Origin of the sequence: Methylocella sp. CPCC 101449, assembly GCF_031921685.1 — a bacterium.
GTDB lineage: Bacteria > Pseudomonadota > Alphaproteobacteria > Rhizobiales > Beijerinckiaceae > Terripilifer.
Map to the genome: position 1 here is coordinate 2,178,001 of NZ_JAPDHU010000001.1, position 15,415 is coordinate 2,193,415.

At 60.6% G+C, this 15,415-nt stretch carries 14 protein-coding genes and 1 pseudogene; all 15 read left to right on the forward strand.

Annotated elements, in window-relative coordinates:
• The first annotated feature begins 112 nt into the window (after positions 1-112).
• Positions 113-1,765: a flagellar basal-body MS-ring/collar protein FliF gene (fliF, locus tag OIM99_RS10120; protein ID WP_311850215.1), complete on the forward strand. Its 1,653-nt coding sequence runs from the start codon at positions 113-115 to the stop codon at positions 1,763-1,765.
• The gene (locus tag OIM99_RS10125; protein ID WP_311850216.1) at positions 1,762-2,385 is read left to right on the forward strand and encodes a hypothetical protein; all 624 of its coding nucleotides are present in this window, start codon (positions 1,762-1,764) and stop codon (positions 2,383-2,385) included. Before fliF ends, OIM99_RS10125 begins: the two co-directional genes overlap by 4 nt.
• Before the next feature lie 8 nt (positions 2,386-2,393).
• Positions 2,394-3,731 (forward strand): flagellar motor protein MotB, encoded by a 1,338-nt coding sequence (locus tag OIM99_RS10130; RefSeq protein ID WP_311850217.1) that lies wholly within the window; start codon positions 2,394-2,396, stop codon positions 3,729-3,731.
• Positions 3,728-4,891 carry a hypothetical protein gene (locus tag OIM99_RS10135; RefSeq protein WP_311850218.1) on the forward strand — a complete coding sequence of 388 codons (1,164 nt, stop codon included), beginning with the start codon at positions 3,728-3,730 and terminating at the stop codon, positions 4,889-4,891. The genes OIM99_RS10130 and OIM99_RS10135 overlap by 4 nt, the downstream gene beginning before the upstream one ends.
• On the forward strand, positions 4,888-6,438 hold the full coding sequence (locus tag OIM99_RS10140; protein WP_311850219.1) for a flagellar hook-length control protein FliK: 1,551 nt from the start codon (positions 4,888-4,890) through the stop codon (positions 6,436-6,438). The genes OIM99_RS10135 and OIM99_RS10140 overlap by 4 nt, the downstream gene beginning before the upstream one ends.
• 82 nt (positions 6,439-6,520) lie before the next feature.
• Positions 6,521-6,982, forward strand: a pseudogene (locus OIM99_RS10145) (transglycosylase SLT domain-containing protein); the annotation flags it as partial.
• Between the two features lie 55 nt (positions 6,983-7,037).
• Positions 7,038-8,291, forward strand: coding sequence for a flagellar hook protein FlgE (locus OIM99_RS10150; protein ID WP_311850221.1), 1,254 nt, complete (start codon positions 7,038-7,040; stop codon positions 8,289-8,291).
• A gap of 128 nt (positions 8,292-8,419) precedes the next feature.
• The gene (flgK, locus tag OIM99_RS10155; RefSeq protein WP_311850222.1) at positions 8,420-9,892 is read left to right on the forward strand and encodes a flagellar hook-associated protein FlgK; all 1,473 of its coding nucleotides are present in this window, start codon (positions 8,420-8,422) and stop codon (positions 9,890-9,892) included.
• 4 nt (positions 9,893-9,896) lie between these two features.
• Positions 9,897-10,943, forward strand: coding sequence for a flagellar hook-associated family protein (locus OIM99_RS10160; protein ID WP_311850223.1), 1,047 nt, complete (start codon positions 9,897-9,899; stop codon positions 10,941-10,943).
• 29 nt (positions 10,944-10,972) lie between these two features.
• A complete protein-coding gene (gene flaF / locus OIM99_RS10165) occupies positions 10,973-11,320 on the forward strand; it encodes a flagellar biosynthesis regulator FlaF (RefSeq protein WP_311850224.1) in 348 nt (115 codons plus the stop codon).
• Positions 11,321-11,327: 7 nt separating this feature from the next.
• Positions 11,328-11,753: a flagellar biosynthesis repressor FlbT gene (gene flbT, locus OIM99_RS10170; RefSeq protein WP_311850225.1), complete on the forward strand. Its 426-nt coding sequence runs from the start codon at positions 11,328-11,330 to the stop codon at positions 11,751-11,753.
• Positions 11,754-11,790: 37 nt separating this feature from the next.
• Entirely contained in the window at positions 11,791-12,186 is a 396-nt protein-coding gene (flgD, locus tag OIM99_RS10175; protein WP_311850226.1) for a flagellar hook assembly protein FlgD, read from the forward strand.
• Between the two features lies 1 nt (position 12,187).
• Positions 12,188-12,460: a flagellar biosynthetic protein FliQ gene (locus OIM99_RS10180; protein WP_311850227.1), complete on the forward strand. Its 273-nt coding sequence runs from the start codon at positions 12,188-12,190 to the stop codon at positions 12,458-12,460.
• Positions 12,461-12,535: 75 nt separating this feature from the next.
• On the forward strand, positions 12,536-14,626 hold the full coding sequence (gene flhA / locus OIM99_RS10185; RefSeq protein WP_311850228.1) for a flagellar biosynthesis protein FlhA: 2,091 nt from the start codon (positions 12,536-12,538) through the stop codon (positions 14,624-14,626).
• Positions 14,626-15,378, forward strand: coding sequence for a flagellar biosynthetic protein FliR (gene fliR, locus OIM99_RS10190; RefSeq protein ID WP_311850229.1), 753 nt, complete (start codon positions 14,626-14,628; stop codon positions 15,376-15,378). The genes flhA and fliR overlap by 1 nt, the downstream gene beginning before the upstream one ends.
• The last annotated feature ends 37 nt before the right edge of the window (positions 15,379-15,415 follow it).

The following is a 15,415-nucleotide window of genomic DNA, read 5'->3' on the forward strand; positions in this document are numbered from 1 at the left end:
ACCAATAGAAAGCCGCGCTGGAAACAGCGCGGCTTTTTCAGTTTCAATCCTCGCACAAGCTTCAGCGTGAACTGTCCAACAAGATCGTTTTACCAGCAGGTGGAATCGGCTTGTGAATGGGGTCACGGAACAGGTTGAACGGCTGTGGAACAGCCTTTTGGGGCTCGGCCGACGCCGGTTGATCGCGCTGGCCATGGTCGGCGCGTCGGTTTTCATCGCCACGGGGCTGGTCGGCTACCAGATGAGCCGCCCTTCGTTCGAAGTGCTGTATGCCGGTCTCGATCGGCAGGACGTCACCCGAATCAGCACGGCGCTCACGGAAGCCGGGATCGGCTTCGACATCGGCTCCGATGGGACGACCGTCTATGCACGTTATGGCCAGACGGCCCGGGCGCGCATGCTGCTGGCCGAAAAGGGTCTGCCGAGCGGGGCCAACGCCGGTTATGAGCTGTTCGACAAGGTCGGTTCCTTCGGCCTGACCTCGTTCATGCAGGAAGTCACCCGCGTGCGCGCGGCCGAGGGCGAACTCGCCCGAACGATCCAGTTCATGCGCGGGGTCAAGGCGGCCCGGGTGCATATCGTCATGGGCGACGAAGGCACCTTCCGGCGCGGCCGGCAGACGCCGTCGGCTTCCGTGGCGATCCGCACCGACGCGACCAATGACGCGGCCATTGCCGCCGCGATCCGTCATCTGGTGGCCGCTGCCGTTCCGGGCATGCTGACCGAGCATGTCACGGTCATCGACAGCGACGGCACCGTGCTGACATCGTCTGAAAGCGAATCCGATGCGGCGCCGGGGCGCCTGCGCGGCCTGGAGCGGTCCGTCTCGAAGGAAATTCAGGACAATATCCGCAAGACGCTTTCGCCTTATCTGAGCCCGAAGAACTTTCAGATCAGCGTCTCAACGCGGCTGAATACCGACCGGCGCCAGACCAACGAAACCGTCTACAATCCGGAATCGCGGGTGGAGCGCTCGGTCCGCGTCATCAAGGAAAATCAGCAGTCGCAGAATTCGACCAGCCAGCAGCAGGCGACCAGCGTCGATCGCAATCTGCCGCAACAGCAGCAGGATCGCGGCCGCAACGGCGACAACAAACAGTCGAACGAAGAAAATCAGAAGCGCGAGGAACTCACCAACTATGAGATTTCCTCGAAGACGACGACCACGGTCAGCGGCGGCTATACGGTCGATGCCTTGTCGGTTGCCGTCGTCATCAACCGCGCCAGTCTGGCTGGTGATGGCAAGCTGACGGCGGAACAAATCGCCGCCCGGGCGGCGGAAATCGAACAGATCGTCGCTACGGCTTCGGGCGCTCGGCGCGATCGCGGCGACACGGTGAAGGTGAGCGTCGTCGATTTCGTCGCCATCGATCGTGATCTCGATCCTGGAACCAGTGGCCAGGGGGTGATGGATATTCTGGGCCGATATGCCGGTACGCTTATCAATTCTCTCGTCACGCTGCTGGCGATCGGGTTGGTTCTGTTCTTTGGCGTGCGCCCGGCGACCCGTGCCTTGCTGGCGGTTGCCGAACCGGCGGAGGAACCGCAGACGCCGCTTCTGACCAATGAAGCGAGCCAGATGCGGATCGAGGATCGAACGATGGCCTCGTCGGTGCCGACGCTGGATCTGGCGCCGCCTTTGCCCGATCCGATGGCTCAGCCGATCCATGCGGCCCGTGCGCGGCTGGAGCAGATCATCGCGCTCGACGAAACCCAATCAGTGGCGGTTCTCAAACAATGGATGAACCATAGGGTGGCGGCGTGAAGACCGTGCCGGTGGCGCTTTATCTCAGTCGCATGGAATCCGTGCCCGCCCGTCCAAGTCTCGTGGACCTAGCGATGGCGTTGAAGGAAACCGCGGCAGGAATTTCCGAGCAGGATTGTGCCTTGCGCGTCGCCGAAAGCCGCGAGCAGGGTTTGCTGGAAGGGCGCACCGCGGCCTTGCAGGAGGGCGAACAGCTTCTCGCCACCGAGCGCGCGCATTTCGAGGAACGATTGGCGGATGAACGCCGGCGCTGGGTCGAGGAAGAGGCTGTGGCGATGCGAACAGCCATTTTGGGTGGGCTCGACCGGATGTCGGGGCATATTTCGTCGAAAGTGGCGGACGCGCTGAAGCCGGTCATCGTCGAAGCGGTTCGCGCCAATATGCAGGCTGCGCTGGTCGACAAGCTGACCCAGTTGATGGGAACCGATGGCACGACGCGGATCGAGATCAGCGGGGCGGCCGATCTCGTTGCGGCCATCTGCGCCGCACTTCCTGAGCATTTAAACGTGGTGCGCGGTGACGCGCATGACGGGGTCGACGTTCGGATTGCGGTTCAGGATACGGAGCTGCAAACGAGCATCGGCGCCTGGATTTCGGCTTTTCAGCATTCGGGTTCGTGAGCTTCTCCATGGCGGAACAGGAAAGACCTCACGAAATCGTCATTATCCGGCGCGGTCGCCACGACGATGACGATCATCATCATGGTGGCGTCTGGAAGATCGCCTTCGCCGATTTCATGACCGCCATGATGGCGTTTTTTCTCGTTCTCTGGATCGTCAATTCCTCCAGCAAGGAAACGCGTTCCTCCATCGCGCTCTATTTCAATCCGGTGCAGCTTTCCAACAGCACGCCGGCGCGCAAGGGCCTTCAGGATGCCAAGCGGCTGGATTCCGACGCAGACCATACGACGGAGAACAATGCGCCGGGGGATGTGAAGGGCGACGACAAGAACGTCGGCGTGCCGCCGGCGGGCGGTGGTCCGCATCAGACGCAGCGGCTTGAGGCCGAGCCGGAGCCGTCGCCTAGTGATGCGAAAAAGCCGAAAAATGCTTCGGACGTGAAAGAGAAAATGCCGGCCCGCGCTGGCGTCGAGGCCAGCGGCGCCGCGCAAGTCGCACCCCGACAAGGCGCTCTCAACGACACGGCTTTGTTCCGTGATCCTTACGCCGTTCTCTCCGAGATCGCGGCGTCGCGGGACGAGGGCGGGTTGAAAAAGGAAACGCGGGAGCGGCCTCCGGAAGCGACCAGCGGCCGGCCGGGTCTCAATGCCACCGAAATTTTCCGCGATCCGTTCGAGCCGGTGCTTCCCGTTCTGCGGCCGCAGCCGTTGGACACGTCCACCGCCAACCGGATCGCCAATACGCCCGACGTGTTGGCCCAGCCGCCGCAATCGATTGCCGGAGAGGGAAGCGTTCCGGTCAATGCCGCCAATCCGCCACAAGCCGGTCCTGCTCCCGCCAAATCGGCGGCGGCCCCGGAGACGGCAGGAGAGAATGCGGATCCGACGGCGAAATTGAAGACGTTGCTCGATCAGGCGCTGCGCGACGAAGTGGATGTCAAGAAGGCGCCGCGGATCGAACTCAAGACGACGCCGGAAGGCACGTTGATCAGCCTGACCGACGATCTCGAATTCGGCATGTTCAAAATCGGATCGGCGGAACCGGATCCAAAGACAGTCCGCGTGATGGCGAAAATCGGCACGATCCTGAAGTCCGTGCCGGGTTCCGTGGTGGTGCGCGGTCACACGGATTCGCGCTCCTATCGCAGCGGTGGATCGGGCGACAATTGGCGTCTATCGTCGTCTCGCGCGCAGATGGCTTTCTATATGCTGGTGCGGGGCGGATTTGACGAGAAGCGTTTCGATCGTGTCGAAGGGCATGCGGACCGGCATTTGAAGAACGCCGCTGCTCCCTTCGCGGCGGAGAACCGCAGAATTGAAATTCTGATCAAGAAGGACAAATCGTGAGAGCGGCCGCGATCGGTTTCGCCCTATCGATGTCGGCTTTAACGAGCGCCTTTGCGCAAGCGCCGGACAGCCCGGAGCCGTTCCAATTGATCCGGTCGCTGCAGATCATTCAGTCGCAGATCGCCACGGGCAGTCAGGCTGCTTACATGGCGCAGCCAAAGCTGATGAGCCAGATCGCCGACGATTTCCTGCGAACGCCGATGAGTGTGTGGCAGGAAGAGCGTAACGCACAGGCAGCCGCGACCTATCTCTTCAGCGGCGGTTCGGCCAGCGTCATCCGGCCCCTGGTGCAGGCGAATGCGATTCAAGAGCCGAGCCGGGCACTGGTGCGCGGTGCGCTCGCCTATGTCGAGGGACGTGCGCAGGAAGCGATGACGCTGCTGATGAGCATCGATGCGCGGTCCGTCAATCCCAATCTCGGCGGACATCTTGCTCTGGTGCAGGCTGCCTTGGTCGGTGCGAAAGATCCGGTTGCGGCAAGCGGCTTTCTGGATACGGCTCGTCTGTTGATGCCGGGATCTCTCGTCGAGGAAGCGGCTCTGCGCCGGCAGATCTTCATGACGGATGCCAATACGAGCCTCGATAAATTCTTCCTCATGGCGCGGCAATATTTTCAGCGCTACCGCAATTCCGTCTACGCCTCCAATTATTGGCCGCAGTTCACTCATCTTCTTTCGCATTCGACGCTGTCGGCACAGGAAGGGGATTTCGAAAAGATCGAGACGTTCCTCGCCGATTTCAAACCGCTCGAACAGCGCGACCTCTATCTGAACATGGCTCAGTCGGCGATCCGGCAGGGGCATGCCAAAAACGCGCAACGATGGGCGCGCAATGCGCGGAACCTGTCGGCGACCGGTAGCCCGGAGGCGGTCAGGGCCGAGCTTTATGATGGCGCGGCGATGATCGCGGACAATCGGCTGACCGAGGGGCTACGGAAGTTGCAGACATTGCCCGAGAGGGAGCTCTCCGGCGAAGACCGAGAGCTGGGCGTTGCGGCGAAAGCCTTGGCGGCGAAATTGCGCGCGCCGATTGCGCCGCTGAACCAAGCCTCGATCGACCGTTTGGCGCGGACGCCGGTCGAGCCACGCCCGGTCTTTCTCGCTGCCCAACAGGCGATCAGCGAAGCCGACAAGCTTCTCAACAAGGACGCGCAGAAATGACCGATCTGTCCATCGCTTCCTCTGCTGCACAGGCGCCTTATGCACCGCGTGAGCGGACGGCTGACGCGGCGACGACAGGTCGAGAAGGCGTCAAGACCGGCTCTTTCGCCGAGATGCAGGAACGGTTCGAAAAAGGACGAGGTGCGAAGCCGGATCAAAAGACGGATCGGCCGACGTCTTCAGCGCGCGACACAACAAGCCCCGGGGCTGGCGGGCGAGGGGAGCCGCATGATGTTGCTTCGGCGGAGCCCAGGGGACCACAGCAGACGGTTGCTCAGGGGACGACGCCGGCCACCGATGCAAGGAGCAATCCGCTGGCTTTGCTCATCGGTCTTGCGGCGCCTGTTCCATCGCAGGCCGGAGATCGGCGCGGCGGGCAAGCGTCCGAACAGGAAAACACAGATATGACGGATCTGCCTCTAGCCGCTCGGGTTCCGCAGGTGCCAGCCGCACCGCGCGATCGTACGGCCGATGTCGATGGCAAGGGCGTCGAGATCGGCGCTTATGCTGAGATGGCGGAGCGGCCCGAAAAGACAAGTCTCAAGCCGGAGCAGACAGCCGAGCGATTGGTTCTTTCGGCCCGCGAGCTGATGATCGCCGTGGCGGGTGGGCGGCGGGACATACGCGACGCCGGCACCACGGAGCCGGATGACACGTGCTCAACGACGGGCCAGGAGGCCGCACCGGCGATCCCCGCGAAGAGCGACCCGATTGCTCAGCTCATCGGTGTCGTGGCCGCGCCGGTGTCGCCGGTCGAACCACAGCGCGCTGCGCCTTCCCCCCCGTCGTCGCGCCCGGCTTCGCTGTCGGATGCTTTGTCATCCGAGGCGCGGGTGTTGCCGGATGTTCATCCGGCAACGACGAAACCGGTGGATCAGGGTCCGCGCGAAGGTCGCCCGCAGGGACGGGACGCGTCGATATCCGTCAACACCGAGGGTTCTGGCATTGGTTTGAAGGTGAGCGAGATCGTCGACGTGGACAGTGCGTCGCATTTCGCGCCGGCCGGTTCCGCGCTTCAGCAGGTGGCCACGGCGGTGCGCGAAAGTCTTGGTCCGGCGCCAAGCACGCCCGTGAAGCCTGGGCCGGAGGCTACCGTCGCACAGGAGACGACTGCGCCTTTGCAGGTTTTGAATCTGAAGCTGCAGCCGGAAGCTCTCGGCAATGTTGCCGTTCATATGCGCCTGTCGGGCGATATCCTGTCCATGCACATCAAGGTTTCCGACGCCGCGACCCTAGCCTCCTTCCAGTCGGGATCGAACAAGCTCGAGGACCTTCTGAAAGCCTCCGGATATCAGGTCGACAAACTGACGATCGTGGCGGCGGCGCCAACCCCCGCCACGGATCAGGCGCCGTCAGGCGATGCCGGAGCGCGGCGCGATGGCAACGCTTCGACGATGACGCCGTCAGGGGAACAGTCGCAGGAACGCAGCGGACAAGCACAGGACGGGCAAAGGGGTGCGGAAAGGCAAGGCGGGTTTAAGGGAAATGGTGGTCAATCGCATGAAGCTTCGGCTCCTCGCACCACTCGCGCTGGCGTTTATCTGTAGCTCAAGCGCGGTTCTGCAGGCGCAGATCAACGCACCCGCGACGGCGGCGACCTGCGAACGGGAAATGCTGCGCGCGTCGCAAAAGTATAAAGTGCCGCTGGCCGTTCTCTATGCGGTGGGGCTCACGGAAACCGGCAAGAAGGGCTCCATGCAGCCCTATGCGATGAATGTCGATGGCAAGGCGGTGTTCTCCCGGTCCTTGGTGGAAGCACAAAGCAAATTCCAGGGCTTCCTGAGCAGCGGTGCGAAATTCATCGACGTCGGCTGCATGCAGATCAACCACCGCTTTCACGGCAAGCAGTTCCGCTCCCTGGCGCATATGTTCAACCCGCCCGACAATGTCGACTATGCGGCGCGTTTCCTCGTCGAGTTGAAGGCGCGCGAGCAAACCTGGACGATGGCCGTGGCGCGTTACAACGCCGGTCCCAACAACAATCCGGCGCAGAAGCGATATGTCTGCGCCGTCATCACCAACATGGTCGCCAGCGGGTTCGGAACCTGGACTCCGGCGGCCAAAAGCTTCTGCTCGAGCGGGGCCGGGTAAGCCTCGCACAAGCCGTAGCCAGTCCAATAGAGAAGGTTGATCAGGAGCCTGCGACATGAGTCTATTCGGAACAATGCGAACCAGTATCTCCGGCATGGACGGGCAATCGACCCGGATGAGCACGGTCGCCGACAACATCGCCAACGTCAGCACCACGGGCTACAAGCGGGCGTCGACCGAGTTCGAAACGATCATCGGCAGCAACAACGTCAGAAGCTATACGTCCGGCGGCATTTCGAGCCTGGTTCGCTACAACATCAGCGAACAGGGGGGATTGACGGGCACGACGAGCACGACCGATCTCGCTATTCGTGGCGAGGGATATTTCCTGGTCTCCCGGGACAACGGTCCGGCCTATCTCACCCGCGCCGGCTCGTTCGTGCCCGATGCCTCGGGCTATCTGGTCAATACGGCCGGCTATTCCCTGATGGGTTATGACCTGTCCAATGCCAGCGCCTCTTCGGCGAATGGGCTGTCGGGGCTGACCAGAATCAACATCAACCAGACCGCGCTCGTCGCCAGCCCGACGACGGCCGGCTCCATCTCGGCCAATCTGTCTTCTACCGCCACAGCGGTCACCGACCCCGACAAGCTGCCCTCGGCAAACCAGGCGGATGCGACCTTTACCAGCAAGACGTCGCGGGTGACCTACGACAATCTGGGCGGCAAGGTCGAACTCGATATCTATTTCACGAAGACGGCCGATAATACCTGGGAAGTGGCGGTCTATAACAAGGCCGATGCGGCAGCGGGCGGCGGCTTTCCCTATGCGTCAGGCCCTCTTGCGTCGGAAACCCTGGACTTCAGCCCGACCAATGGTGCGTTGACGAGCGGTTCGCCTTTGTCGATCCCCATTCCGGGCGGCCAGACGATGACCTACGATCTCAGCAGTTCGACGCAGCTCTCCTCGCCGTTCCTCATCAGCAATGCGACGGAAAACGGCAATGCCCCGAGCGCGCTGGATCATATCGAGATCAGCAACGATGGCATTCTGTCGGCTGTCTATCAGGACGGTACCCGGATCGCGAAATTCCTGATCCCGCTGGCGACGGTGGCGAGCCCTGACAATCTGCGGCCGATTGACGGCAATGCTTTTGCCGATACGGCGGCATCCGGCTCGATCCTGGTCGGCAACGCGCGGCAGGGAACATTCGGGTCCATCGCCTCCTCGTCACTCGAAAATTCCACCGTCGATCTCGGTTCCGAGCTGACGACGATGATCGAGGCGCAGCGCTCTTATGCGGCGAATTCGAAAGTCTTCCAGGGTGCGTCCGAGATGATGGACGTGCTCATGAATCTGAAAACCTAAAGTTCTCGTCCAATCCAGGGGCAATTACGCTTCGGTCGAAACGCGATTGCCCTGAGTTCCCATTTTTGATGCGTCTTTGTGAGGTTTGGCCAGGTCAAACCGCAAACCGCTATAGTTGAGGATATGGGATGACGCTCACAAGCGCTCTCAACAGTGCGAAAACGTCGCTTGCTACCGCTGCTCTCCAAACCAATGTGACCTCGCGAAATATCGCGGGGGCTTACGATTCTTCCTATTCGCGTAAGATCGTCAATGTCGTCACAAGCCTGGACGGTACGGGCTATGTCGCCTCCGTCACCCGCGCGACCAGCGCGGCCTTGCAGAGTAAGGTGTGGGGCGCGACGTCCAGTGCCGCTGCCAGTTCAGCGTTGTCGTCCGGGCTCAATCAGATCTCGCAAACGATCGGTACGTCCACGGACGGCCGGTCGGTGTCGTCGCAGATCGCCAGTTTGAATACGGCGCTCCTGACCGCCGCCGCCAGTCCGAATTCGCAAAGCACGTTGCAGGACGTGCTGCGGGCGGCACAGGATCTGGCCTCGGCGCTGAATGACGCCACCACCTCGGTTCAGGGGATTCGCAAACAGGCGGATTCCGACATGGCCGCATCGGTGGCGAAGATCAACGACCTGCTGGCGCAGTTCAAGAGCGTCAACGATGCGATCGTCAGGGGCAGTACCTCCAATACGGATATCACCGACCAACTCGATGCGCGCGATCGCATTCTGACGTCGCTTTCGCAGGAAGTTGGCATCTCCGTCGTGACCGGCCCAGACAATGGCATGTCGATCTATACGGATAGCGGCGTTGCCCTCTTCGACAAGGATCCACGGCAGGTTACGTTCCAGCCGACCTCCGCCTTCTCGGCGGGCACGACGGGCGGCGCCGTATTCATCGATGGCGTCGACGTCACGTCGCAATCCTCAAACATGGGCATCAAGTCCGGCAATCTGTTCGGGTTGGCGCAGTTGCGCGACGACGTCACCGTGCAGTACCAGAAGCAACTGGACGAGACGGCGCGCGGATTGATCAATGCTTTCGCCGAAAGCGATCAGTCATCGTCCGGCGGCCCGACGCAGGCGGGTCTGTTCACATGGTCCGGTGCGCCCGGCATGCCGCCGGCATCGCTCACCGACGGTCTGGCAGGCAGTATCAGTATTGCGGCCAGCGTCGATCCGGCGCGGGGCGGGAATTTGAACCTGCTGCGCGACGGCGGCATTTCGGATCCCGGCAACCCCGACTATGTTTATAACAGAACGGGCGCGGCTGGCTATTCCGGCCGCCTGCAAGGGCTTGTCGACAATCTGTCTGGCAATCAGACGTTCGATCCCGCCGCGGGGATCAACACTTCCAGCAGCGTATCGACCTTCGCGACATCGTCCGCGGCATGGCTTGAGAGTTTGCGGAAAAATGCCTCCGACAAGGCCGATCAACAAGGCACCATTCGCGATAGCGCCACGCAAGCGCTGACGAGCGCCACAGGCGTCAACATGGATGACGAACTGTCGCGCATGCTGGATATCGAACATTCCTATCAGGCTTCGGCGAAACTGATCTCCGCGATCGATCAAATGTTCACCGTCCTGTTTCAGGCGATAGGCTAAACCCATGGCGAACATGATTTCAGGTCTGGCCGGCTCCGAGGCGATGCGGACCGCGATCCAGAAGATTCAGCTGCAATTGGCCAAGGGACAGAAGGAGCTGGCGTCCGGAACCGTCGCGGATGAAGGCCTGGCGCTCGGCTCGAAAGTGGGCCAAGCATTTTCGCTGAGCAACCAGCAGAGCCAGCTCACCGCGATCCTGGAGACGAACAAGCTGGCGTCGACGCGGATGCAGGCCCTGCAGACGTCGATGACGTCCATTATGTCGAGCGCGAAGGATTTCAGCACTCAGCTCATGGCTTCGCGCAGCAGCACTGACAATGCTTCGAACATCGCGACGGACGCCAAGACTCTTCTCACGAGTTTCGAGGGGATTCTCAACACGAGCGTCAGCGGCGAATATATTTTCGCGGGAGAGAATTCGAGCGAGAAACCGGTCGCGAGCTATTTCTCGACGCCTGCCTCGGCGGCGCAACAGGCGATCGATGCCAGTTTCCAGGCGAAGTTCGGCTTTCCGCCTGGCGATCCGCAGGCGAAGAATATTTCGCAAGCCGATATGCAGAGCTTTTTGGACAACGAGTTCCAGTCGGCTTTCGATGCCGCGAATTGGTCGGCGACGACGAGTTCGGCTTCCGACACGCCGATCAAGAGCCGGATATCACCGAACGAAAGCGTCGATACGTCCGTGACGGCGAACGAGCCAGCCATGCGCAAGCTTGCGATGGCATACACCATGGTTGCTGGCCTCGGTGTCGATCAGATGAACAGTGGCGCCTATCAGGCGACCATGGAAAAGGCGATCAGCATGATTGGCGAGGCCGTGTCTGATCTGACATCGGCACAGGCAAAAGTTGGATATGCGCAGCAGAGGGTGAGCGCGGCGAACGATCGAATGACGCTTCAGAGCAATATGCTTGAGAGTTCTTTGGGTGATCTCGTCGGCGTCGACTACAACGAAGTCACGATGAGAATTCAAAGCCTCACCACGCAGATGGAGATGGCCTATACGGTCACCGGGCGCATTCAACAACTGTCGCTGCTGAACTTTTTGTAACGGACTGTCTGTAGGGTTTGGGAGCGGGCATGTATCAGTTTCTCTATTCCGAAGTGCTTGACGATGATCCGGACGAGGCGCGGCGCCGCGAGCGCGAAGCTTTCGACCAAGCGTTGAGCCTGCTGCGTACGGCGGAGGAAAAAGGCGTCGGCTCCATTGAAACGGTGCGGGCGCTGCATTTTCTGCAAATGCTCTGGTCCATCCTGATCAAGGATCTGTGTGCGCCGGAGAACGATTTACCCAAGGATCTGCGGGCGGGTATCGTGTCGATTGGTCTGTGGGTCGCGAAGGAAGTAGACGCCGTTCGCAGTGGAACCGCGACATCCCTCGCCGATCTGATCGAGATCAATCAGATCGTCCGCGACGGATTGAAATGAGGTCGAAATGATCATCTCCCTGAAGCCGAAATCGAAATTCTACCTCAACGGCGCGGTTGTTCAGGTCGATCGTAAGGTCAATGTTCAACTTCTGAACGACGCGGTTTTTCTGCTCGACATTCATGTCATGCAAGAGGCCGACGCCCGCACGCCGCTGCGCCAGCTCTATTTCGTGCTGCAGGCCGCCCTCATGGATCCCAAGAGCGCGCCGGCGGTGCATGGCCTGCTGGCCTCGATGCTGCCGGCCCTCAACAGCTCGTTTGAGAATTCCGAGGTGCTGGCCGGTCTCCAGGTCGTCGCCAAGCAGATCGGATCGGAACGTTATTTCGACGCGATGAAGACGATACGCGGGCTGTTTCCGATCGAGGACAACATTCTGCGTCCTAAATCCACGGAATCTGTCGAAACCATCGCAACGGTCAGCGCCGCGTAACCTTCGTCGTAGAGCGTCGTTAGCCGGAGAGAATCGCATGCAAGTCAATTCCACTACCCAGACATCTTCGACGACGACGTCCACGACAACGGCTTCGGCGCCGACCGTGGATTATAACGCCTTCCTTAGGCTTCTCGTCGCGCAGATGAAAAACCAGGATCCGACGAAGCCGACGGATTCGACCGAGTTTCTTTCGCAGCTCGCGTCCTTCTCCAATGTGGAGCAGGCCGTGCAGATGAACAATAAGCTGAACGCCTTGCTGACCAATTCGGCGCTCTCTCAGGCGGATGGCATCATCGGCCGGACATTGACCTCGGCGGATGGCACGATCACCGGCAAGGTCAATTCGGTCACCTTGCAGTCCGGTGGTCTCGTCGCGCTTCTCGACAACGGGACCAAGCTCGCGGTCACCGATGGTGTGATGGTCAGCTGAGATGAACGAAGCCGACGCGCTCGATATCGTCGATGCCGCGATGTGGGCCGTTCTGTTCGGAGCCGGTCCCGCGGTGGCGGCCGCGATGCTCATCGGCATCGCCATCGCGCTTTTCCAAGCCTTGACGCAAGTACAGGAAGCGACGCTCACTTTCGTTCCGAAGATCGTCGTCATGGCAGTCGTCATCGCGTTCTCGGCGCCCTTCGTGGGCGCCAAAATGTATGTGTTCAGCGAGTTTGTTTTTTCTCGCATCGAATCCGGCTTCGTTCACTAAGACGCCGGCCAGCGGATCAGGCAAATCAGGCGCCTAGCGCCGCCCCGTTCATAAGACGCAGGAGTAGACGTAAAAATGGCCGGGACCATTGCCGCAAGCCGGATTAAGGCCGGCCCGACCAGCATGCGGGATATGGCGTTCGCGGCGTCTATCGTCTTCATTCTCTGCATCTTCTTCCTGCCGATTCCGCCGCTTCTGATCGACATCGGACTGGCGTTTTCGATCGCTTTCTCCGTTCTGATCCTGATGGTGGCGCTCTGGATTCAGAAACCGCTGGAATTTTCCGCCTTTCCGACCATTCTGCTGGTCGCGACATTGCTGCGCCTGGCGCTGAACATCGCGACCACGCGTCTCATCCTCTCGCATGGGTCGGAAGGCGTTACGGCTGCCGGCTATATCATCGGCGGATTTTCGAAACTGGTGATGAGCGGCGATTTCGTCATCGGCATCATCGTCTTTATCATCATCATCACCGTCAACTTCCTGGTCATCACCAAAGGTGCCACGCGTATCGCCGAAGTGGGCGCCCGTTTCGCTCTCGATTCGATCCCGGGCAAGCAGATGGCCATTGATGCCGATCTGTCCGCCGGTCTGATCGACGAGAAAGATGCGCAATTGCGGCGGCGCGAGCTGGAAGAAGAAAGCTCGTTCTTCGGTTCGATGGACGGTGCCTCGAAATTCGTGCGCGGCGATGCGATCGCCGGCATCATCATCCTGATCGTCAATATTTTCGGCGGCATCATTCTGGGCGTGACGCGACACAACATGCCGATTGGCGACGCGGCGGACATTTTCGTCAAGCTCTCCGTCGGCGATGGTCTGGTGTCGCAGATCCCGGCGCTGATCGTGTCGCTCGCCGCCGGCCTGCTGGTTTCCAAGGGTGGCACGCGCGGTTCGGCCGAACAGGCCATCATGGGACAGCTCGGAAAATATCCGCGCGCTTTGTTCGTGGCGGCGAGTCTCATGATGCTCCTGGCTTTGGTGCCTGGCCTGCCGTTTCTGCCGTTCGCTTTTCTTGCCGTGCTCCTCGCCTTCATCAGCTATTCGATCCCGCGTCGCCTGAACGCGGCGAAGGTCGCGGCCGATAAAGAGAAGGCGGAAGCCGATCTGCAGGCGGAAGTCGAGTCCAAGCAATCGGTGAAGGAATATCTGAAGACCGCTGAAATCGAACTGTGCCTCGGCAAGCAGCTGGCGGCGAAGCTCGCGACGTCGCACGACGATATCGGACACCGAGTGGCGAAAATGCGCCGCCGCTTTGCCCAGCAATATGGTTTCGTCGTGCCGGAAATCAAATTGTCGAGCAATATGAACACCGGGCCGAAGAGCTATCAGATCAAGATTCATGGTACGGTGGTTGCCGCCCATGAATTGCGGCTCAACGAGGTGCTCGTGGTGCTGGGGGACGGCCGCCGGCCGGATTATCCTGGCGATGAAGTGCGCGAACCGTCGTTCGGCATGAAAGCGATCTGGATTCCCGAAACCTTCGCCAACGATTTGCGGCACGACGGCTTCACGCCTGTCGACAATATTTCGACCATGCTGACCCATGTCAGCGAGGTGGTAAGGAACAATTTCGCGCAATTGCTCTCTTATAAGGACATGCGGAAGCTTCTCGATCGTCTGGAGCCCGAATATAAGCGGCTGATCGACGATGTCTGCCCGGCCCATATTTCCCATTCCGGTTTGCAGGCGGTGTTGAAGCTCTTGCTGGCGGAGCGTGTCTCCATCCGCAATCTCCATCTCATTCTTGAGGCGATCGCCGAGATCGCGCCGCATGCGCGCCGCGCCGAGCAGATCGTCGAACATGTGCGCATGCGCATGGCGCAGCAGATCTGCGGCGACGTGAGCGAAGACGGCGTTCTGAAAGTTCTGCGGCTGGGCAATCGCTGGGATCTGGCCTTCCATCAAAGCCTCAAGCGCGACGGCAAGGGCGATATTCAGGACTTCGACCTCGATCCCCGCATGCTCGAAGAATTCGGTGCCGCCGCCACCTCGGCCATCCAGGCGCGCATGGACGAGGGCCATCACTTCGTTCTCGTCTCGCCGGCGGAATCGCGGCCCTATGTGCGCATGATTACCGAGCGGCTATTCGCGGCCTTGCCGGTGCTGTCGCATCTTGAGATCGCCCGTGGCATCGAGATTAAAAGTCTCGGTACGATTTCATGATGGCTCTCGGGGCAGATATTGTCCTGGTCGCCTTGGTCGTCTTCTGCCGCATCGGCGCCTGCCTCATGATCATGCCCGGGTTTTCGAGCCCGCGCGTGCCGGTGCGCGTGCGCCTATTCATCGCATTCGGCATGACCTTAGTGCTCACGCCCATCCTGATGGATACGGTTCGCCCGACTGTTCCACCGGAGCAGGATTTGCGTTTTATCGCTCTTCTCGTCACCGAAACCTTGATTGGTGGCATGATCGGCGTCATGGGCCGGTGTTTCTTTGGTGCGCTGGAGACCATGGGGACGGCGGCCGGCATGACGATCGGCATTACTCTTAATGTCGGCGCACCCGTCAACGAGGACGAACCGCTGTCGCCGCTCGCCACGCTTTTGATGCTGGCGGCGACCATGATGATGTTCGCTGCCGATCTGCATCTGGAGCTGATCCGTGCGCTGGTTTCGTCCTATACAACCATGCCGGTCGCCGACGGGTTTCGGCCGCGCTTTGGTCTCTTGCAGGTGACGAGTGTCCTGGCGCGCGCTTTCCTTATTGCTTTGCAATTGTGCAGCCCGTTCATCATCTTCGGCATTATCGTCAATCTCGCCTTCGGCCTGTTGAACAAGCTGACGCCGCAGGTGCCGGTCTATTTCCTGGCCCTGCCGTTCACTCTGGCAGGCGGACTCATTTTGTTCCTGTTTACGGTCAAGTTCATTCTGACCGGCTTCATCCAGTCCTTCGGCGCCTGGCTCACCACGGGGTAGCGTGACGTGTCTGATCGTTTGAAAAGCCTCGAACGGA